The organism is Paenibacillus sp. B01, assembly GCF_009649995.1.
GTDB lineage: Bacteria > Bacillota > Bacilli > Paenibacillales > Paenibacillaceae > Paenibacillus_O > Paenibacillus_O pasadenensis.
Map to the genome: position 1 here is coordinate 4,968,655 of NZ_CP045802.1, position 19,791 is coordinate 4,988,445.

The window sequence follows — 19,791 nt, forward strand, 5'->3', positions numbered from 1 at the left end:
AATTTGATCTTCTAGCAGCTGCAGCTCTTGTCCGAGCTTTCGTCGACCGGGGTCGGGTAGTCGTTGTTGAAGCAGGCGAGGCACAGGCCTCCGCCCTTGCTGTCGCCCGGCACCGAGGCGGACTCGATGAGCCCCTCGGCGCTCAGGAAGTAGAGCGAGTCGGCGTTGATCGCCTCGCGGATCTCCTCGACCGTCTTGGACGAGGCGATCAGCTCGCGCCGGTCCGGCGTGTCGATGCCGTAGTAGCACGGGTTGGCGAACGGCGGCGAGCTGATGCGCACATGCACCTCGGCCGCGCCGGCCTCGCGCAGCATGTTGACGATGCGCAGGCTCGTCGTGCCGCGCACGATCGAGTCGTCGATCATGACGACGCGCTTGCCCTGCACGATCTTGCGCACGGCCGACAGCTTCATCTTGACGCCTTTCTCGCGCAGCTCCTGGGAGGGCTGGATGAACGTGCGGCCGGAGTACTTGTTCTTGATGAGCCCCATCTCGTACGGAATGCCCGTCTGCTCGGCGTAGCCGATGGCCGCGCTGATGCTGGAGTCCGGCACGCCGACGACGATGTCCGCGTCCACGAACGCCTCGACCGCGAGGCGGCGTCCCATCTGCTTGCGGGCCGTGTGGATGTTGACCTCGTTGATGTCGCTGTCCGGCCGGGCGAAGTAGATGTACTCCATCGCGCAGCTGGCGCGGCGCTCCTCCTCGTCGAAGCGCTCCTCGCGCAGGCCGTCCGCGTCGAGGATGAGCAGCTCGCCGGGCTGCACGTCGCGCACGTACTCGGCCCCGATCGTCTCGAACGCGCAGGTCTCGGAGGCGAACACGTAGCCGTCGCCGAGCCGGCCCATGACGAGCGGACGCAGGCCGTTCGTGTCGGAGGCGACGAGCAGCCGCTCGTTGGTCATGATGAGGAAGGCGAAGCCGCCGACGATGCGCCGCAGCGCGTCCCGGGCCGCGCTCACGAAGTCCTTGGGCGAGCGCGCGATCAGATGGGCGATGACCTCGGTGTCGCTCGTCGTCTGGAAGATCGAGCCCATGCTCTCCAGCTCGCGGCGGATCGACGGCGCGTTGACGATGTTGCCGTTGGTCGCCACGGCCAGGTCGCCGTCGCGGTACTTGAACACAAGCGGCTGCGCGTTGCCGAGCTGGCTCGCGCCGGACGTCGAGTAGCGCACATGCCCGATCGCGCGGTCGCCCGGCAGCGAGGCGAGGATGTCGCTCGTGAACACTTCCTTGACGAGGCCCATGCCGCGGTGGTAGGCGAAGCCGCCGGTCGCGCTGTCCACCGTGCAGACGCCCGAGCTTTCCTCGCCGCGATGCTGCAGCGCGTGCAGGCCGTAGTACGCCAGCGACGAGGCGTCCGGCGTGCCGAACACGCCGAACACGCCGCATTCTTCCTTGAGCTTGTCGAAAATATCGTCGCGGCCGATGCCCGCGTTGTAATGGGCGTCCTCCCAGGCGCGCGACACCGCGCGCAGCTCCTCGGAGCCGGGGCCGGCGAAGCGTCCCCCGGCGGCAAGCGCCGGAGGCGCCTCGCCGGAGGCCGCCGTGCCGTCAGCATGGAGGGCGGGGGCGCTGCCTGCGCCCTCGCCCCAGCGGGAGCCGGACTGAACCTCCAGGCCTGCTACTTCATGAGGCATGGGATCGCTTCCTTCCACACGCTCCGCAGCTCCGACACCGCCGCGCGCACGCCCGGCCGGCCGTTCACCCGGATGTCCAGCTCCTCCCCGCCGACCGTGCCGAGCTCCGCATGCGGCACGCCGCGCTCCGCGAGCAGCGCCAGCAGCTCGCCCTTGCGCTCCGGCGATGCGCTCAGCAGGATGCGCGACTGCGACTCGCTGAACAGCGCGTGGTCGGCGCGCAGCTCCGTCGCGACGTCCACGCTCGCGCCGAGGCCGCGGCCGAAGCTCGCTTCCGCCAGCGCCGCCGCCAGGCCGCCCTCGGACAGGTCATGCGCGGAGGCGACGAGGCCGGCGCGGATCGCCGCCTGGACTGCGTCCAGCAGCGTCTTTTCGACCGCCAGGTCAAGCGCCGGGGGACGCCCCTCCGCCTTGCCGCCGCGCACCTGCTGCAGCTCGCTGCCGCCGAATTCGGCGCGCGTCTCGCCGAGCAGGATGATCGCGTCGCCGGCCTGCTTGAACTCCTGCGTCGTGATGTAGTCGATGTCGTCGATCAGGCCGACCATGCCGATGACCGGCGTCGGGTAGATCGCGCCTTTGGCGTTCTCGTTGTACAGGCTGACGTTGCCGCCGATGACCGGCGTCTCCAGCACGCGGCACGCCTCGCTCATGCCGTCCGCCGCCTTTTCGAGCTGCCAGAACACCTCCGGCTTTTCCGGGCTGCCGAAGTTGAGGTTGTCCGTGATCGCCAGCGGCTGCGCGCCGGAGCAGACGATGTTGCGCGCCGCCTCGGCGACCGCGATCGCGCCGCCGACCTCGGGATCGAGGTAGACGTAGCGGCCGTTGCAGTCGGTCGTCATCGCCAGCGCCTTGCGCGTGCCCGGCACGAGCACGACGGCCGCGTCCGAGCCCGGAGGCACCGCGGTGCCCGTGCGCACCATGTAGTCGTATTGACGGTACACCCATTCCTTGCTCGCGACCGTCGGGGAGCCCAGCACGTCCTTGAGCGCGCCCGTCAGATCCGTGATCTCCTCGAAAGCGGCCGTGTCGATCGACGCGCTCGCCGCATAGGAGGCCGGCTCCTGCGAAGGCTTGCTGTATACCGGGCACTCGTCCACGAGCGCCTTGACCGGCATGTCGGCGACCTGCTCGCCTTGGTGGAACAGCCGCAGGCGGCCGTCGTCGGTCACCTTGCCGACCTTGGCGCAGATGACGCCCCAGCGCTCGAAAATCTCGCGCGCCTGCGCCTCATGCTCCGGAGCGACGACGAACAGCATGCGCTCCTGCGACTCGGAAAGCATCATCTCGTACGGCGTCATGCCTTCCTCGCGCTGCGGCACCTCGTCGAGGTACAGCTCGAGGCCGTTGCCGGCCTTGGAAGCCATCTCGGCGCTGGAGCAGGTGAGGCCCGCCGCGCCCATGTCCTGGATGCCGAGCACGATGCCGGAGTCGATCAGCTCGAGCGTCGATTCCATGACGAGCTTTTCCATGAACGGGTCGCCGACCTGTACAGCCGTGCGCTTCTCCTCGGACTCCTCGGACAGCTCGACCGACGCGAACGTCGCGCCGTGGATGCCGTCGCGGCCTGTCGCCGGACCGACGTAGAACACCGGGTTGCCGACGCCCTTGGCGACGCCGCGCTGGATCTTGTCATGGTCGATCAGGCCGACGCACATCGCGTTGACGAGCGGGTTGCCCTCGTAGCTCTCGTCGAACATGACCTCGCCCGCGACCGTCGGGATGCCGATGCAGTTGCCGTAGCCGGCGATGCCGCCGACGACATGCTCGAACAGATACTTGACGCGGTCGCTCTCCAGCCGGCCGAAGCGCAGGCTGTTGAGCAGCGCGACCGGACGCGCTCCCATCGAGAAGATGTCGCGGATGATGCCGCCGACGCCCGTCGCCGCGCCCTGGTAAGGCTCGACCGCGGACGGGTGGTTATGCGACTCGATCTTGAACACGACGGCCTGGTTGTCGCCGATGTCGACGATGCCCGCGCCCTCGCCCGGTCCCATGAGCACCTTCGGGCCGGTGATCGGGAATTTCTTGAGGATCGGCTTGGAGTTCTTGTAGGAGCAGTGCTCCGACCACATGACGCTGAAGACGCCGATCTCGGTGTAGTTGGGCAGGCGGCCCATGAAGCCGCAGATGAGCTCGTACTCGTGGTCCGTCACGCCGAACTGCTGGTAGATCCTCTGCTCGGCGATCTGCTCCGCCGTCGGCTCCAACGCCTTAGCTGTTGACTGCTGCGTCATGCTGTTCCCTCCATGCGTTCAAAATCGATGTGAACATCCGCTTGCCGTCCTCGGAGCCGAGCAGCTGGCTGACCGCCCGCTCGGGATGCGGCATCATGCCGACAACGTTGCCGCGCTCGCTGCAGATGCCGGCGATGTCGTGGACCGAGCCGTTCGGGTTGCCGCCGCTGGCGTAGCGGAACACGATCTGGTTGTTTTTTTGCAGCCGCGCCAGCGTCTCGTCGTCGCAGTAGTAGTTGCCTTCGCCGTGGGCGATCGGGATCGAGATGACCTCGCCCTCGCGGTACTGGTTGGTGAACGGAGTGGCGGCGTTGACGACTTCGAGCGGCGATTGGTGGCAAAGGAACTTGAGGTCGCGGTTGCGCAGCAGCGCGCCCGGCAGCAGGCCGGCCTCGGTCAGGATCTGGAAGCCGTTGCAGATGCCCAGCACGTACTTGCCGGCCTCGGCGGCCTTGACGACCTCGGCCATGACCGGAGCGAAGCGGGCGATCGCGCCGCAGCGCAGGTAGTCGCCGTAGGAGAAGCCGCCCGGCACGAGGATCGCGTCGTAGGCGGAGAGGTCCGTGGCGGTATGCCAGACGTAGTCGACGGACTGCCCGATCGTTTCTTCGACCGCCTTGTAGCAGTCGATGTCGCAGTTCGATCCGGGGAAAACGATGACGGCGAACTTCATCCGATCAGCCCTCCAGCTCGAAGCGGTAGTCTTCCACGACCGTGTTGGCCAGCAGCTTCTCGCACATGGCGCGCACGCGCTCCTCGGCCTCGGCGCGGTCCGTCGTGTCCAGGGTCAGCTCCAGGTACTTGCCGATGCGGACCTTGTCCACTTCCGCGAAGCCCATGCTGTGCAGGGCTCCCTGGACGGCCGTTCCTTGCGGGTCGAGCACGTTTTGCTTGATCGTCACGTATACGGTTGCTTTCATCGTGGCAACTCCTCTTGAGTGGATTGATTATCAAGGCGGTTGAAGATTCGTCGGGCTGAATGTTTGTCGGGTGAAGCTGCTTGCGGGCTGATGGGCGGGCGGCGGAACGATTGGGGCCGCCGGAGCTATCCGCTGACGCCGCTCCGGGGACGGAACCTCTTTCCGATTCCGCTGAAGCCCAGATTCCTCGATCTCCCTTTCCGAAACGTAAGGAATCCGGCCTTCAAGGGAACCGCTGCCGCTTCTCCAAGAGGTTTCCGTCCCCTCCGCTCCCTGCGTAATGCTCACCAGCTCGATTTTTTCGACTTAACGCCTACCGGTCGCGCTCCTCGAAGCTGAGTTACTCGGGTTTTCCGCGCAACTCCCACCGTCGAACGCCTGCTAGTGCCGAGTTACTCGGGTTTTCCGCGCAACTCCGACCGTCGAACGCCTGTTGGTGCCGAGTTACTCGGTTTTTCCGCGCAACTCCGACCGTCGACCGCCTGTTGGTGCTGAGTTACTCGGGTTTTCCGCACAACTCCGACCGCAGACCGCCTGCTGGTGCCGAGTTGCTCAATTGGCGCCCTGCAACCCGATTTTTTCGGGCTGCAGCGCCTGCTTCTGGCCTCCGGGCACCCTGCAACCCGATTTTGTCGGGTTACAGCGCCCGCTTCTGGCCCCCAGGCTCCCGTAACCCGATTTTCTCGGGTTGCAGCGCCTGCCTCAGGCCTCCGAGCATCTGCAACCGGACTTTTCCGGGTTACAGCCTCTGCTTCGAGCCCCCGGGTGCATACAGCCCGATCAAAATCCGGCTGCGGCTCCGCGGAATAGCGGTCAGCTCAGCTCCTCGCCGGTAATGGCGCGGTAGATGGCGCGGTAGCGGGCGGTCGTCGCGGCGACGACCGGCTCCGGCAGCGGCGCCGGCTTGCTGTCCTTGTCCCAGTCGGAGCCGAGCAGATACGTCCGCACCGGCTCTTTGTCCATGCTGTCGATCTCGGTATCGAGCTCGTACTTGTCCTGCGCCCAGAAGCGCGAGCTGTCGGGCGTGAAGATCTCGTCGATCAGGATGATCTCGCCATCGACGAGCCCGAACTCGAACTTGCAGTCGGCCAGCAGAATGCCTTGCTCGAGGCAGCGCGCATGCGCGAACTCGTACAGCGTGAGGCTGCGGTCGCGCAGCTGGGCGGCGACGTCCGCTCCGACCAGCTCCTCCATCCGCGAGAACGGAATGTCCTCGTCGTGGCCGACGTCGTTTTTGGCCGCAGGCGTGAAGATCGGCCGCTCGAAGCGCTCGTTCTTGCGCAGGCCCGCCGGCAGCGGGATGCCGTTGATCTCGCCGGTCGCCGCGTACTGGCGCCAGCCGCCGCCGGTGATGTAGCCGCGCACGACGCATTCGATGTCGATCCGCTCCGCCTTGCGCGTCACCATGATGCGGTCCCGCAGCGCGTCCTTGTCGGAGACGAGCTCGCCCAGTCGCTCCACATCCGTATGGACGACGTGGTTCGGCTGGATCGCGGCCGTCTGTTCGAACCAGTAGGCGCTCAGCCGGTTGAGCACGCTGCCCTTGTCCGGGACGGGCGGATCGAGCACGTAGTCGAACGCGCTGATGCGGTCGGTGACGACGATCAGGTAATGCTCGCCGAGATCGTAGAGCTCTCGGACCTTTCCTTTATAGAGCAGCGGCGCCTGGATGAGGCCTGCCGCCGTCGATAGCGCCTCCGTTGCTGCAGCCATGATGGTTCCTCCTGCCAATGCGAGATGGATGAAGCGAAAACGATGGGTCGCTTGAGCGAGCCTGCAGCCGTCCGAGCGGACGATCCCTAGCGAGCGAACGGTGCCCGCCGCCGCAAAAGCCCCCTAGATCAGCTCCAGCCGGCGGAAGATCGTGTCGACATGCTTGAGATGCCAGCTCGGGTTGAACGCGTCGTCGATCTCCTGCGCGCTCAGCGCGGCCGTGATCTCCGGCGTCTCCGCGATGATGTCGCGGAACTGGCGCTGCTCCTCCCAAGCCTGCATCGCGCGCGGCTGCACGGTGTCGTACGCCTGCTCGCGGCTGAAGCCCTTGTCGATCAGCATCGTCATGACGCGGCCGGAGAACGGCACGCCGAACGTGCGGCCCATGTTGCGCTTCATGTTGTCCGGGAACACCTGCAGGTTCTTGATGATGTTGCCGAGGCGGTTGAGCATGTAGTTGAGCAGCATCGTCGCGTCCGGCAGGATGACGCGCTCCACGGAGGAGTGGCTGATGTCGCGCTCATGCCAGAGCGGCACGTTCTCGTAGGCGCTGATCATGTGGCCGCGGATGACGCGCGCCAGGCCGGAGATGTTCTCGCAGCCGATCGGGTTGCGCTTGTGCGGCATCGCCGACGAGCCCTTCTGGCCCTTGGCGAACGGCTCCTCGACCTCGCGGAACTCGCTCTTCTGCAGCGCGCGGATCTCGGTGGCGAACTTGTCCAGCGAGGTGGCGATCAGCGCCAGCGTCGCCATGTACTCGGCGTGGCGGTCGCGCTGCAGCGTCTGCGTGCTGATCGGCGCGGGCTTCGTGCCGAGCTTGCGGCAGACGAACTCCTCGACGAACGGGTCGATGTTGGCGTACGTGCCGACCGCGCCGGAAATCTTGCCGTACTGGACGCCGTCCGCCGCATGGCGGAAGCGCTCCAGGTTGCGCTTCATCTCCTCGTACCAGAGCGCCAGCTTGAGGCCGAACGTCGTCGGCTCCGCATGCACGCCATGCGTGCGGCCCATCATGACCGTATCCTTGTAGGCGACCGCCTGGCCGCGCAGGATCTCGATGAAATTCACGACGTCGCGCTCGAGGATCTCGTTGGCCTGGCGCAGCAGATAGCCCGTCGCCGTGTCGACGACGTCGGTCGACGTGAGGCCGTAATGCACCCACTTGCGCTCCGGTCCGAGCGTCTCGGACACCGCGCGCGTGAAGGCGATGACGTCATGGCGAGTCTCCAGCTCGATCTCGCTGATCCGGTCGATGTCGAAGCCGGCCTTCTCGCGCAGCGCGGCGACGTCCTCCCGCGGAATGACGCCGAGCTCGGCCCACGCCTCGCAGGCGCAGAGCTCCACCTCCAGCCACGCCTTGAATTTGTTCTCTTCCGTCCAGATCGCCCGCATCTCGGGCCTGCTGTAACGCTCCAGCATGTTGTCTTCCACACCCTTGTCTATAAATTGAACTGCCTAGGATCCGATCGCTTCGTTCTCCGCCTGCCAGATGCCGGTTCCCTGAATCCAAGCAAGCGCGGCGTCCGCATCCGGCGCCAGCACGTTCACATGGCCCATCTTGCGGCCCGGCTTGGCCTCGGCCTTGCCGTACAGATGCAGCTTGGGCGCGACGCCGAGGCGCTCCGCCTCGCTGTCGCGGACGCTCAGCCGGGCGATCGCCGGCTCGACATGCTGGCCGAGCAGGTTGGCCATGACGACCGGGCTCAGCAGCGACGGATCGCCGAGCGGCAGCCCGCAGACGGCGCGCACATGCTGCTCGAACTGCGAGGTGCGGCAGGCTTCCATCGTATAATGGCCGCTGTTGTGCGGGCGCGGCGCCAGCTCGTTGACGTACAGCTCGCCGTCCTCCGTCAGGAACAGCTCGACCGCGACGAGGCCGACCGCGCCCAGCTGCTCCACGATGCGCAGCGCGAGCCGCTCCGCCTCCGCCAGCACGTCCGGCGCGACCCGCGCCGGCACGATCGACAAGTGGAGGATGTTGTCCACGTGGACGTTCTCCGCGGCCGGGAACGCCCGCACCTCGCCGAGCGAGCTGCGCGCCGCGACGACGGACAGCTCCTTGGCGAAGCGGATGAACTGCTCCAGCACGAGATCCGTGCCCGCCCGCGACAGCTCGGCATAGGCGGCGGGAATCTCCTCCTCGCTGCGGATGACCCACTGGCCCTTGCCGTCGTAGCCGCCGGTCGCCGTCTTGAGCACGGCCGGCAGCCCGAGCCGGGCCGCCGCCTCGCGCAGCTCGTCCTCGCTGCGGATCTCCGCATAGGGAGCGACGCGCGCGCCCGCCGCCTCGACGGCGCGCTTCTCGCGCAGTCGAGGCTGCGTCGTGTAGAGCAGCTCGCTGCCCTGCGGCACATAGGATTGCTCCATCAGCATCGCGGCGACGCCGGCGTCGACATTCTCGAACTCATAGGTGATGACGTCGCAGCGCTCCGCCAGCTCCCGCGCCGCCTCGCGGTCGTCGTACGCGGCGCGGATGCCGCCGCCGACCTGGGCGGCCGGGCCGTCCTCGGTGGGATCGAGGGCGACGAAGCGATAGCCCATCGCGCTGCCGGCGAGCGCCAGCATGCGGCCGAGCTGCCCGCCGCCGAGCACGCCTACGGTCGCGCCGGGCAAGACGACGCGGGCCTGCTCCGGCGTCACCGCCGCTCCGCCGGGACCGAGCGCCGCGTCCTTGCCGGGCGCGCTCACAGCAGCTCCTCCCCGCTCGCGAGCACCCGCTCGCGCGTCGCATCCCGCCGCGCCTGGACGCGCGCCTGCACGGCCGGGTCGAAGGCGCCGAGCATCTGCGCCGCCAGCAGGCCGGCGTTGGTGCCGCCGGCCGCGCCGATCGCCACCGTGGCGACCGGAATCCCGGCCGGCATCTGCACGATCGACAGCAGCGAGTCCATCCCGCTCAGCGCAGACGACTTGACGGGTACGCCAATGACCGGAAGAGGCGTCTTGGACGCGACCATTCCGGGCAGATGAGCCGCTCCGCCGGCTCCCGCGATAATGACCTTGAGCCCGCGCTCCGCGGCGCTCTCGGCGTAGTCGAACATCAGGTCCGGCGTCCGGTGGGCGGACACGACCCGCTTCTCGTAGGCGATGCCGAGCTCGTCCAGCACCTCGCATGCAAGCTTCATCGTTTCCCAATCCGACTTGCTGCCCATGATGACGCCTACGCTTGCACCCATCTCTTCATCCCGCCTTCGCCTGATTATGGAGGTACAAAAAAATCCCGCGGAACGAAAGACGCTCCGCCCTCTCGTGAAGAGAGGGCGGGAGGGCCGTCCAGCCTGCGGGATCGCAGAGCGGCGCGGCGGCCGGGCGCCGAAACACGCGCGCCGGAAACGGCGCCGCTCTGCCCGAAGCGCCTATGCGGAGCTTCGGTTCTTCCCGTAGTCCGGCGATTCCGGTCGCCGGGTAGAAACGTTCGGGCCGATTCCCGAATATATACGAGGAGTATGCGATTATCGGGCAAGCCGGACGCCGCGCGTCCCTGCTCGCCCTATTCCAAGATTCGACATCTGCGAGGCGAGCCAAACCCGGCTGCCCCGCTTTGCTTTCCTAGTGTACCAATCCGACTTGGCACTGTCAACTGCAGAAAGCGAACATTGCTAAGATAATATCCATCTATAGTTCGTCTTTCAACATTTCCGTCCTGAAGGCTGCTGCCGCTCTCAGAGGCCGCTTCCTGGCGCTTCGTTTCGACGGGACATGCCGCAGCGACACAAGCTTTTCCGCCTCCCGCAAGCTCTGGATGCCGCACGGCAGGAAGCGCTTTCGACGGAAGAGGGCAGGCCCGGGTCCGCCGAACCGGTCTAAAAAAGCCAACCTGCCGAATATGGCAGGTTGGCTTCCATCGCCTTAAAACCGAACATCTCCATTCAAGGGGATGTGATGTTAGCTGACACGAAAACGATCGTTCCGCACCGGCCCATGCTCCCCATCCGAACCATTTTGAACGTCAGGACATCCAGAACGTCTTGTCCTTGGCCGCGATGCGCCGCCCTTCCGGAACGTTCATGCCCGGATAGCCGAGGTAGATGAAGCCGACCAGCTCTTCTCCGTCCTTGAGCCCGAACGCCGACTTCATCGACGAATGATGCATCGGCTCGCCGCTGCGCCAGACGGCGCCGAGCCCTTCCTCATGCGCCGTCAGCAGCATGTTCTGCACGGCGCAATGGACGGCCGCGAACTCCTCCGAGCGGATGACCCGGGGATTCGTCGAGGGCGAGCAGGCGACCGCGATGACGACCGGGGCACGCATCGCCTTCGCTTCCTCTCGCGACAGGCGGACTTCCTTTTCCTCGGGATCCAGTCCAGCCAGCGAATCGAGCGCCGCATTGGCATAAGCGCTGCCCAGCACTCGCCGCCCTTCGCCCGTCATGACAAAAAACTTCCACGGCTCCGTATGGTGATGATTGGGGGCCCATACCGCCGATTCCAGAATGCGCTCGATCTTCTCCTTCTCAACCGGCAGATCCAGCACCTTGCCGATGCTTCTCCGCTGCCGGATCGCTTGCTGCAGCTCCATCCGCTTCCCCTCCTCTGCAAAGTCAGGTCCGGACCATCCATGCATTCGGACATTGCTTCTTCTATTATAACGGGCCGGGCGATCCGTGGAAACCTTGGGCAAAGTTAATTATTCAGCAGTCAAACAACTATGGAGGACGCGCGGCATAGAGTTGAACGACGGCTATTTTGGCGACGGATGTCTACGATCGGCTTTCTGCGCAGGCTCGTCCTGCCTCGTCCAAGACTTTATCCGCAAGGCGGTGATGACCATTCCACTGCTCGTTCGAGCGATCTTCAACGCGGCGGGCGCCATGACGTTCACCGGCAACACGCTCGGCCTCAGCCGCTCCGATACGGTCGGCGTGCCCGGCACGCAGGACAGCATCGGCGCCTTCATCACGACGAACACCGCGCTGCAGTACGGCAGCTATCCTGCCGGCACGACCGACGCCTACACGCTGAACAGCTCGTCGGCCGTGCTCGTCCTGCCCGCAGGCAGCACCGTCCTGTACGCGGAGCTCATCTGGGGCGGCACCTATGTGAACGGCAGCGCCAACCTGACGTCGGCGATCAACAACCCCGTCACGTTCACGACGCCAGTCGGAGCGAGCTCCGTCTCGCCGGACAGCGTCACAGCACAGACCGGCATCGCGCTCGGCACCGGGGTGCTGGCCTATGTGCGGACCGCCAACGTCACTCCGCTCGTTCAGGCCGGCGGAGCGGGCACCTACACGACGGGCGGCGCGGTCGGCACGATCGTCGTCAGCGGCGACTCGACGGCCAACCACTGCGGCTGGACGCTGGCCGTCATCTACAGCAACGCCTCGCTGCCGCTGCGCAACCTGTCGCTGCGGGTCGGGTCGGTGCTCGTCACCACGTCCGGCTCGACGACGACGCCGATCACCGGCTTCGCCACTCCCGTGTCCGGAGCGCTTGGCGCCCGGGCGCTGTTCAGCTCCCAGGAAGGCGACGCCAACCGGACCGGCGACCAGGCGCTGTTCGGCCCGACCGCCTCCTCGCTCGTCGCGCTCTCGGGGCCGAACAATCTGGCCGCGAATTTTTTCGCCTCGCAAATCAACAACGACGCCGGCCTGCTCGATACGACCGGCACGTTCGGGACGCGCAACCAGACCAACGGCGCGCCCGGCACCAACATCGTCGGCGGCCGCCAAGGCTGGGACATCACCAACGTGGACATCAGCCCGCGCCTGGTCAACAGCCAGACGAGCGCCGTCCTCACGCTCACCACCTCCGGCGACGCCTACATCCTGAACGCCAGCGGCCTCCAGATCAACATCAACTCCCCGAGCGTCACCGTCGTCAAAAGCGCCAGCGCCGCCGGCGCCGTCATCGGCGACACGCTCACCTATACCGTCGTCATGACGAACAGCGGCACCGCCAACGTGACGAGCGTCGTCCTCACCGATCCGCTGCCTGCCGGACTCAGCTTCGTCGCGGGCAGCGTGACGGTCGGCGGGACCGCGCTCCCGACCGCCGACATCCGCAGCGGCGTGGCGATCGGCACGCTGGCGTTCGGCACGAGCATCACGGCGACGTACCGGGCGACCGTCACCGCGCTGCCGAGCCCGCCGCAGCTGAACAATACGGCGAGCGCCTCGTTCTCGTTCGTCAGCATCGCCGGCGGCAGCACGATCACCGCCGTCATCCCGTCCAATACGGTGTCGACGCCGGTATACGCGCCCGTCCTCTCGCTCGCCAAGACGGCGAGCGCCGCGGCCGCGACCGTAGGCGACACGATCACCTATACGATCGTCGCCGCCAACAGCGGCAGCATCGCGGCGTCCGTCACGCTGACCGACAACATCCCCGCCGGCAGCAGCTTCGTGACGGGCAGCTTCCGGGTGAACGGGACGGTGATCGCGGGCGCGAACCCGCCGGCCGGCGTCGCGATCGGCAGCATCGCCGCCGGCGGTAGCTCGACCGTCACCTTTCAGGTGAATGTGAACAGCCTGCCCGCGCCGCCGCAGCTCGTCGACCAAGCGACCGCCGCTTACACGTACCAGCCGCCGGACGGCCGGACGCTGTCTGGCTCCGCCGCCTCGAACACGGTCACGATCCCAGTCAGCCTGCCGAGCGTGAGCGTCGCCAAGACGGCGAGCCTGGCCGATCTCGCCGTCGGCGAGACGCTGACCTACACGAGCGTCATCACGAACAGCGGCGGCACCGCGCTGACGAACGTCGTGCTGACCGACCCGGTGCCGACGGGGACGGCGTTCGTTGCGGGCAGCGTCACGGTCGGCGGCGCGGCGCGGCCGACCGCGGTTCCCGGCGCGGGCATCGCGGTCGGCACGATCGCCCCCGGCGCCTCCGTCGCCGTCGCGTTCCAGGCGGCCGCGCAATCCGTGCCGGCCGGCGGCAGCCTTTCCAACCAGGCGGCAGCCTCGTACAGCTCCGGCACGGCGAGCGGGCAGGCGCTGTCGAACCTCGTAGCGACGCCGGTCTATCAGCCGGTCGTTTCCTTGGCCAAATCGGCTTCCGCCGCTGCAGTCGTCGTCGGCGATACCGTCACGTACACGATGACGGCCGCGAACAGCGGCAACATCGCCGCCGCCGTCACGATCACCGATCCGATCCCGGCCGGCTCGACCTTCGTGCCGGGCAGCGTCACGATCGGCGGCGTGCCCGCGCCGGCCGCGAATCCCGCGTCCGGCATCAACGCCGGCACGATCGCCTCAGGAGGCTCGCGGGCGGTCACGTTCCAGCTGACGCTCGCCTCGCTGCCGTCTCCGCCGCAGCTGGCCAACCAGGCTTCGGCCGCCTACAGCTATACGCTGCCGAGCGGACGCAGCCTGAGCGGCAGCGCCGTGTCGAACACCGTCGCGCTGCCCGCCTCTTCGCCTAATGTCACGCTGACTAAAAACGCGAGCGCCCCGGCCGCGGCCGTCGGCGACACGATCGCCTACACGGTCGTCCTGTTCAACAGCGGCGGATCGCCGATCCAGAACGTCATCGTCTCCGATCCGCTGCCGGCGGAGCTGAGCTTCGTCGCCGGCAGCGTCACCGTGAACGGCATCGCCCAGCCGTCGGCGAATCCGAATACCGGCATCGCGCTCGGCACGATCGTCCCGAGCGGCGGCGCGACGATCGTGTTCCAGGCGGCCGTGAACGCCATCCCGGCCTCCGGCGCCGTCGCCAACCAGGCCAAGGCCGCCTTCGCTTCGGGAGCCTTCGCCGGCGCATCCGTCTCGAACGCCGTGTCCGTGCCCGTCGTCCAGCCGGTCTTCTCCATCGTCAAGTCGGCCAGCTCGGCCTCGCTCACCGTCGGGGATTCCTTCACCTATACGCTCGTCATCCGCAACAGCGGCAACGCGGCCGCTCCGTTTACGGTGAAGGACATCCTGCCCTCCGGCCTCGCGTTTTCCGTCAATACCGTCACGCTGAACGGAGCGCCCAATCCCGGCCTCGATCCGGGAGCCGGCATCGATCTGCCGAATATCGCCCCCGGCGCCTCCGTCACCGTCGCGTTCGTGGCGAACGTCGTCTCGCTGCCTTCCCCGCAGACGGCCAGCAACTCGGCCAGCGGCAGCTATTCCTTCACGCTGCCCGGCGGCCGCCAGGTCATCGGCAGCGCGGCTTCCAACACGGTGACGCTGCCGGTCTCCTCGCCGAGCGTCTCGGCCGCTGCCAGCTTCAACCAGACCGTGGCCGTCGTCGGGGATACGCTCGTCTATACCGTGATCGTCACGAACAACGGCGCCTCGCCGGTGAACAGCGTCGTGCTGGCAGACAGCCTGCCGGGCGGCACCGCGTTCGTCCCTGGCAGCGTCGTCGTCTCGGGGAGCGCGCTCCCCTCCGCATCGCCGTCCACCGGCATTCCGCTCGGCACTCTGGCACCGGGGGCTTCGGCCGCCGTCCAATACGAGGTGAACGTTACGATGGCCATCCCATCGCAGATCATCAACCAGTCGACGGTCAGCTTTACCTCCGGCAGCTTCTCCGGCACGTCGGCCTCCAACGCGACCAATACGCCGGTCACGCAGCCGCAGATCGCGCTCGTCAAATCGGCGAGCCGCTCGTCCGCGACGCTCGGCGATACGGTCGCTTACAGCGTCGTCGTCACGAACAGCGGCAATCTGGCCGGCATCGTCTCGCTTGCCGACACGCTCCCGGCCGGCATGAGCTTCGTGCCGAACAGCCTCGCCGTCGGCGGGGTGCCGCTGCCCGGCGTCGATCCGACGGCGGCTCCGTTCAGCATCGGCAGCATCGCGCCCGGCGCGAGCCTGACGGCGACGTTCTCGCTGGCCGCGGCGACGCTGCCGAGCCCGCAGACGTACGTCAACCAGGCGTCGGCGACCTATTCGTTCACGACGGCGGACGGGCGCACGCTGGGCGGGACGGCCGTGTCCAACGCCGTGAGCGTCTCCGTCTCGCCGCCAAACGTGTCCATCGTCAAGACGACGACCGCCGCGGACGCCGCCGTCGGCGACTCGATTCCGTACAGCATCGCCGTCGTCAACGCCGGCATCGACCCGGTCAACAACGTCGTGCTGACCGATCCGCTGCCGGACGGCACGGCGCTGACGGCGGGCAGCGTCACGGTGAACGGCATCCCGGTCGCCTCTACGCCCGCGGCCGGCATCCAGCTCGGGACGCTCGCGCCCGGAGCAGGCGCCACGGTCGCCTTCAGCCTGACGGTGACGGGCGTGCCGGCGAGCGGAGCGGTCGGCAACCAGGCCTCCGTCGCCTTCACCTCCGGCGCTCTCGCCGCCTCCGCGCTGTCCGCGCTCGTCTCGACGCCGGTCTACCAGCCGAGCCTGGCCGCCGTCAAGACCGCCGGAACGGCGAGCGCGACGCTCGGCGATACGATCAGCTATACGGTCACGCTGACGAACAGCGGCAACTACGCCGCGCTGGCGACGGTAACCGATCCGGTTCCGGCGGGAACCGCCTTCGTTCCGAACAGCGTCATCGTCGGCGGCGTCCCCCAGCCGGGAGCCGACCCGAGCGCCGGCATCTCCGCGGGCGTCGCCGCCCCCGGCCAGAGCGTGGCCGTCTCGTTCTCGTTCAACATCGTCTCGCTGCCCGTGCCGCAGGTCATCGTCAACCAGGCGCAGGCCGCCTACAGCTTCACGCTGCCGAGCGGCCGCACGCTGACGGGCAGCACGAGCTCCAACCTGCTGCCGATCCCGGTGTCGGCGCCCAATCTGACGCTGGCCGCGAGCGCCGGGCTGAGCGCCGCCTCGGTCGGGGACATCATCCCGTACACGATCGTGCTCACGAACAGCGGAGCGACGACCCTCGGCAGCCTCGTGCTCACCGATCCGCTGCCGCCAGCCACCGCGTTCGTGCCGGGCAGCTACGCCGTGGACGGCGTCGCGAACCCCGCCGCGAATCCCGCAGCCGGAGCGCCCGTGCATGATCTGGCGCCAGGCGCAAGCGCCACCGCTACCTTTTCGCTCCAGGTCGTCTCGCTGCCGACTCCGGCGCAGATCTCCAATACGGCTTCGGCCAGCTTCACGACCGGGACGTTTTCGGGAGCGGCCTTTTCCAATACGGTCGTCACGCCGGTCTATCAGCCGATCGTCGCGGCCGTCAAATCGGCCGGCGCCGTCAACGCCACGGTCGGCGACACGGTCGTCTACACGGTATTGCTGAGCAATACCGGGAATTACGGCGCGAGCGTCACCGTGTTCGACGTCATCCCGGCAGGCACGGCCTTCGTGCCGAACAGCGCCATCGTCGGCGGCTCGCCGGTTCCCGGCGCCGATCCGGCGACCGGCATCCCGGCCGGAGTCGTGAACGGCACGCCGGTCAGCGTCATGTTCTCCGTCGTGATCCAGTCGCTGCCGGCCGGCCAGCAGCTGGCCAATCAGGCGACCGCCTCCTTCGCCTTCACGCTGCCCGACTCGCGCACGCTCACCGGCAGCGCCGTCAGCAATACGGTGACGATCCCGGTCAGCTCGCCGAACGTACAGGTCGTCAAAAGCGTCAGCGCCGGCGACGCCGTCGTCGGCGACACGCTCGTCTATACGGCGCTCGTGAGCAACAGCGGCATCGAAAATATCGCGAATGTCGTGCTGTCGGATACGGTGCCTGCGGCCAGCTCGTTCGTGCCCGGCAGCGTCACCGTCGGCGGCGCCTCGCTGCCGACGGCCAACCCCGCTACCGGCATCCCGGTCGGCACGATCGCTCCGGGCGGCTCGGTCGCCGTCGCCTTCAACGTGCTCGTGAACGGACTGCCGACGCCGCCGAGCCTGACCAACAGCGCTTCGGCCGCCTTCACCTCAGGCGCCTTCGCCGGCAGCTCGATCTCGAATCCGGTCATTACGCCCGTCTACCAGCCGATCGTCGCGCTCGTCAAGTCGGCGGACCGGACGCAGGCGACCGTCGGCGACACCGTCACCTACTTCGTCACCGCGACCAATACAGGCAACTACCCGGCCAGTCTGACCGTGTTCGACAGCCCGCCGGCCGGCTCCGACTTCGTGCCGAACAGCGTGCTCGTGAACGGCGTCCCGCAGCCGGGCGCCGATCCAACGGCCGGCATCGCGGCGGGCGTGCTCGCGCCGGGCGCGAGCGCCGTCATCGTCCTGTCGCTGCAGGTGAACGTCAACTCGCTGCCGAATCCGCAGCTGCTCAGCAACCAGGCGACCGGCTCGTTCACGTTCAGCCCGCCGGACGGACGCACGCTGACGCAGAGCGTCCTCTCCAACACGCTCGTCATTCCCGTCTCCTCGCCGGATGTCATTGTAGTCAAAAGCGCCTCGGCGATCGACGCCGTCGTCGGCGACACGCTCACCTATACGATGACCGTGACGAACAGCGGCATCTCGACCGTCAGCAGCGTCGTGCTGGTCGACCCCGTGCCGGCCGGGGCCGCGTTCGTGCCCGGCAGCGTCACGGTGAACGGAGCGGCGCAGCCCGCGGCCAGCCCGGCGTCCGGCATCGCGGTCGGCACGATCGCCGCCGGCGCGTCCGTCGCCGTCACGTTCCAGGTGACGGTGACGGCGGTGAGCTCCTGATGGCGCCGCCGCTCGAGCCGCTGCACAACCAGTCGACCGTCCGCTTCCAGTCCGGCGTCGTCAGCTCCGCCGCCTACTCCAATACGGTCGTCACCTTCGTCGCAGGGCCGCGCATCCGGCTGCAGCTGACCGCCTCGACGGCGGAGGCGGCCGTCGGCGGCATCGTCGCCTATACGGTGACCGCCTTCAACGAAGGCAATCTCGCCGGCGAGCTGACGGCCGGAGCGAGCATTCCGCCCGGCGCCTCGTTCGTGCCCGGCAGCGTCGTCCTCGGCGGCGGCCTGCTGCCCGGCGCCGATCCGGCGCAGGGCATCTACCTCGGCCTGCTCGAGCCCGGCGGCAGCGCCTCGTTCCGCTTTCAGGCGCTGGTGACCGGCCCCGTGCCGGGAGGCGCGCTCGTGAACGAGGCGTGGGGCTCGGCGACATTCCGCACGCCGAGCGGGCGGGTGCTCGCAGTCGGCGCCGAGCCGGCGGCGCTCTCGATTCCGGTGCGCCCGGCCGCGCTGGCCGCGTACTTGACGGCCGGCCCCGACCCCGTCGCGGTCGGCGGAACCGCCGAATACGTCCTGCGGCTCGTGAACAGCGGCAGCTCCGCCGCAACCGGCATCGTCGTCCGGTTCGCGCTGCCTCCGGGCGTGGCGTTCATCCCCGGCAGCGTCACCTTGAACGGCGTCCGCCTGCCGGACGCCGATCCGCTCGCCGGCATCTTCGTCGGCGAGCTGGCGGCCGGCGCCGAAGTAGGGCTGTCGTTCGCGGCGACCGTCGTCTCGACTGCCGCCTCCGGCCAGCTCGCCTCCGCGTCGGCGGAGTACGTGTCGGCGGACGGGGAGCCGGAAGCCGTCGCGTCCAACCCCGTCCGGCTGACGATCGTACCTCCCGATCCGCCCGATCCGCCGGATCCGCCCGAGGCGACGAAGCGGGTCGACGCCCATCAGGCTTCGCCCGGCGACATCCTCAGCTATGTCGTGACGGCAAGCGTGCCGTCCGGGCCGCCGCTGTACGCGGTGCTGGCCGATCCGCTGCCAGCCGGCCTGAGGTACTTGGCCGGCAGCCTGCGGGTGGACGGCGAAGCGCCGCCGGCATCGGCGGGCAGCCTGGAGAGCGGGCTGGCGCTCGGCTTCGTCTCGCCGGGAGCTCCCGTCACGGCGTTTTACCGGGCGGAGGTGCTGCCGCTCCAAGGACGGCCGGGCTCCGAGCCGCTCCCGCTGCGCAATGAAGCGGTCGTCCGCTTCAGCGCGGGGGCGGGTCGGCCGGTCGAGAGCGAGGTCGCGGCCGGACCGGCGCTGACCGTCGTGACGGCAGCGGCTTTCCGCGTCGCGGCGGCAGCCGACCGCACCGTCAGCGAGCCCGGCGAGACGGTCGGCATCGAGATCGCGATCAGCGCGATCGGCAGCCAGCCCGCCGAGGGCTTCCTCTCGGGCTTCGTGCCCGACGGGCTGCAGCTGCTGCCGGAAACGCTGCGGCTGGACGGCGCGCCGGCGGCGGTGCTGGCCGACGGGCTGCAGCTCGGCCGGCTGCTGCCCGGCAGCGTGCATCGGGTGCGGTACAGCGGCCGCGTCGCCGCCGACTTCGGCGGCGGCGGGATCGCAGGCATTTCCGGCCTCGGCGGCAGCGATGCCGGCGGCAGCGGGATCGTCTTCGACGGCGAGATCGTCGGCACCGCCGCGCTCAGCTGGAGCTACGAGCTGGAGGGGCGCGTCTACCGCGGCGTCGCGCTCGCTCCGCGCTACCGAGTGCGGATCGTTTCGCAGCAGGAGTGAGGGGGGCGGGCACGAGCAGCAGCCCCTGATTCGCCGATCCGCTG

Annotated in this window: 11 protein-coding genes and 1 riboswitch; of the genes, 2 read left to right on the forward strand and 9 right to left on the reverse strand. The window is 68.2% G+C overall.

The features are described from left to right. Window positions 1–11 precede the first annotated feature (11 nt). The 9 genes from purF to GE073_RS21395 form a co-directional block, all read right to left on the reverse strand. Window positions 12–1,640, reverse strand: a complete 1,629-nt coding sequence (gene purF, locus GE073_RS21360) for an amidophosphoribosyltransferase (protein ID WP_228551698.1) — start codon at window positions 1,638–1,640, stop codon at window positions 12–14. Next, complete coding sequence (gene purL / locus GE073_RS21365; protein WP_153784291.1) at window positions 1,625–3,874, reverse strand: phosphoribosylformylglycinamidine synthase subunit PurL; 2,250 nt, start codon at window positions 3,872–3,874, stop codon at window positions 1,625–1,627. Before purL ends, purF begins: the two co-directional genes overlap by 16 nt. Further along, the gene (purQ, locus tag GE073_RS21370) at window positions 3,852–4,547 is read right to left on the reverse strand and encodes a phosphoribosylformylglycinamidine synthase subunit PurQ (RefSeq protein ID WP_028598682.1); all 696 of its coding nucleotides are present in this window, start codon (window positions 4,545–4,547) and stop codon (window positions 3,852–3,854) included. Before purQ ends, purL begins: the two co-directional genes overlap by 23 nt. A 4-nt stretch (window positions 4,548–4,551) precedes the next feature. Beyond that, entirely contained in the window at window positions 4,552–4,794 is a 243-nt protein-coding gene (gene purS, locus GE073_RS21375) for a phosphoribosylformylglycinamidine synthase subunit PurS (RefSeq protein ID WP_028598681.1), read from the reverse strand. Window positions 4,795–5,607: 813 nt separating this feature from the next. After that, entirely contained in the window at window positions 5,608–6,507 is a 900-nt protein-coding gene (locus GE073_RS21380) for a phosphoribosylaminoimidazolesuccinocarboxamide synthase (protein WP_028598680.1), read from the reverse strand. A 123-nt stretch (window positions 6,508–6,630) separates the two neighbouring features. Next, window positions 6,631–7,926 carry an adenylosuccinate lyase gene (gene purB, locus GE073_RS21385; RefSeq protein ID WP_153784292.1) on the reverse strand — a complete coding sequence of 432 codons (1,296 nt, stop codon included), beginning with the start codon at window positions 7,924–7,926 and terminating at the stop codon, window positions 6,631–6,633. A gap of 36 nt (window positions 7,927–7,962) precedes the next feature. Beyond that, the gene (purK, locus tag GE073_RS21390; RefSeq protein ID WP_228551908.1) at window positions 7,963–9,147 is read right to left on the reverse strand and encodes a 5-(carboxyamino)imidazole ribonucleotide synthase; all 1,185 of its coding nucleotides are present in this window, start codon (window positions 9,145–9,147) and stop codon (window positions 7,963–7,965) included. Window positions 9,148–9,191: 44 nt separating this feature from the next. Beyond that, entirely contained in the window at window positions 9,192–9,680 is a 489-nt protein-coding gene (gene purE / locus GE073_RS25625) for a 5-(carboxyamino)imidazole ribonucleotide mutase (protein WP_028598677.1), read from the reverse strand. Window positions 9,681–9,865: 185 nt separating this feature from the next. After that, window positions 9,866–9,965: riboswitch (purine riboswitch) on the reverse strand. Window positions 9,966–10,453: 488 nt separating this feature from the next. Beyond that, window positions 10,454–11,023, reverse strand: coding sequence for a nitroreductase family protein (locus GE073_RS21395; protein WP_153784294.1), 570 nt, complete (start codon window positions 11,021–11,023; stop codon window positions 10,454–10,456). Between the two features lie 244 nt (window positions 11,024–11,267). Between GE073_RS21395 and GE073_RS21400 the strand changes: the two genes are divergently transcribed. After that, window positions 11,268–17,987, forward strand: a complete 6,720-nt coding sequence (locus tag GE073_RS21400; RefSeq protein WP_228551699.1) for a DUF7507 domain-containing protein — start codon at window positions 11,268–11,270, stop codon at window positions 17,985–17,987. Continuing rightward, window positions 17,987–19,747 (forward strand): DUF11 domain-containing protein, encoded by a 1,761-nt coding sequence (locus GE073_RS21405; RefSeq protein ID WP_153784296.1) that lies wholly within the window; start codon window positions 17,987–17,989, stop codon window positions 19,745–19,747. Before GE073_RS21400 ends, GE073_RS21405 begins: the two co-directional genes overlap by 1 nt. Window positions 19,748–19,791 lie beyond the last annotated feature (44 nt).

What these genes read in the sequence shown, in the direction of transcription:
- purF (WP_228551698.1), bottom strand. Translation starts at nt 1,640, where the DNA reads ATGCCTCATGAAGTAGCAGGCCTGGAGGTTCAGTCCGGCTCCCGCTGG.
- GE073_RS21395 (WP_153784294.1), bottom strand. Translation starts at nt 11,023, where the DNA reads ATGGAGCTGCAGCAAGCGATCCGGCAGCGGAGAAGCATCGGCAAGGTG.
- purB (WP_153784292.1), bottom strand. Translation starts at nt 7,926, where the DNA reads ATGCTGGAGCGTTACAGCAGGCCCGAGATGCGGGCGATCTGGACGGAA.
- purQ (WP_028598682.1), bottom strand. Translation starts at nt 4,547, where the DNA reads ATGAAGTTCGCCGTCATCGTTTTCCCCGGATCGAACTGCGACATCGAC.
- purE (WP_028598677.1), bottom strand. Translation starts at nt 9,680, where the DNA reads ATGGGTGCAAGCGTAGGCGTCATCATGGGCAGCAAGTCGGATTGGGAA.
- purL (WP_153784291.1), bottom strand. Translation starts at nt 3,874, where the DNA reads ATGACGCAGCAGTCAACAGCTAAGGCGTTGGAGCCGACGGCGGAGCAG.
- GE073_RS21380 (WP_028598680.1), bottom strand. Translation starts at nt 6,507, where the DNA reads ATGGCTGCAGCAACGGAGGCGCTATCGACGGCGGCAGGCCTCATCCAG.
- purS (WP_028598681.1), bottom strand. Translation starts at nt 4,794, where the DNA reads ATGAAAGCAACCGTATACGTGACGATCAAGCAAAACGTGCTCGACCCG.
- GE073_RS21400 (WP_228551699.1), top strand. Translation starts at nt 11,268, where the DNA reads ATGACCATTCCACTGCTCGTTCGAGCGATCTTCAACGCGGCGGGCGCC.
- GE073_RS21405 (WP_153784296.1), top strand. Translation starts at nt 17,987, where the DNA reads ATGGCGCCGCCGCTCGAGCCGCTGCACAACCAGTCGACCGTCCGCTTC.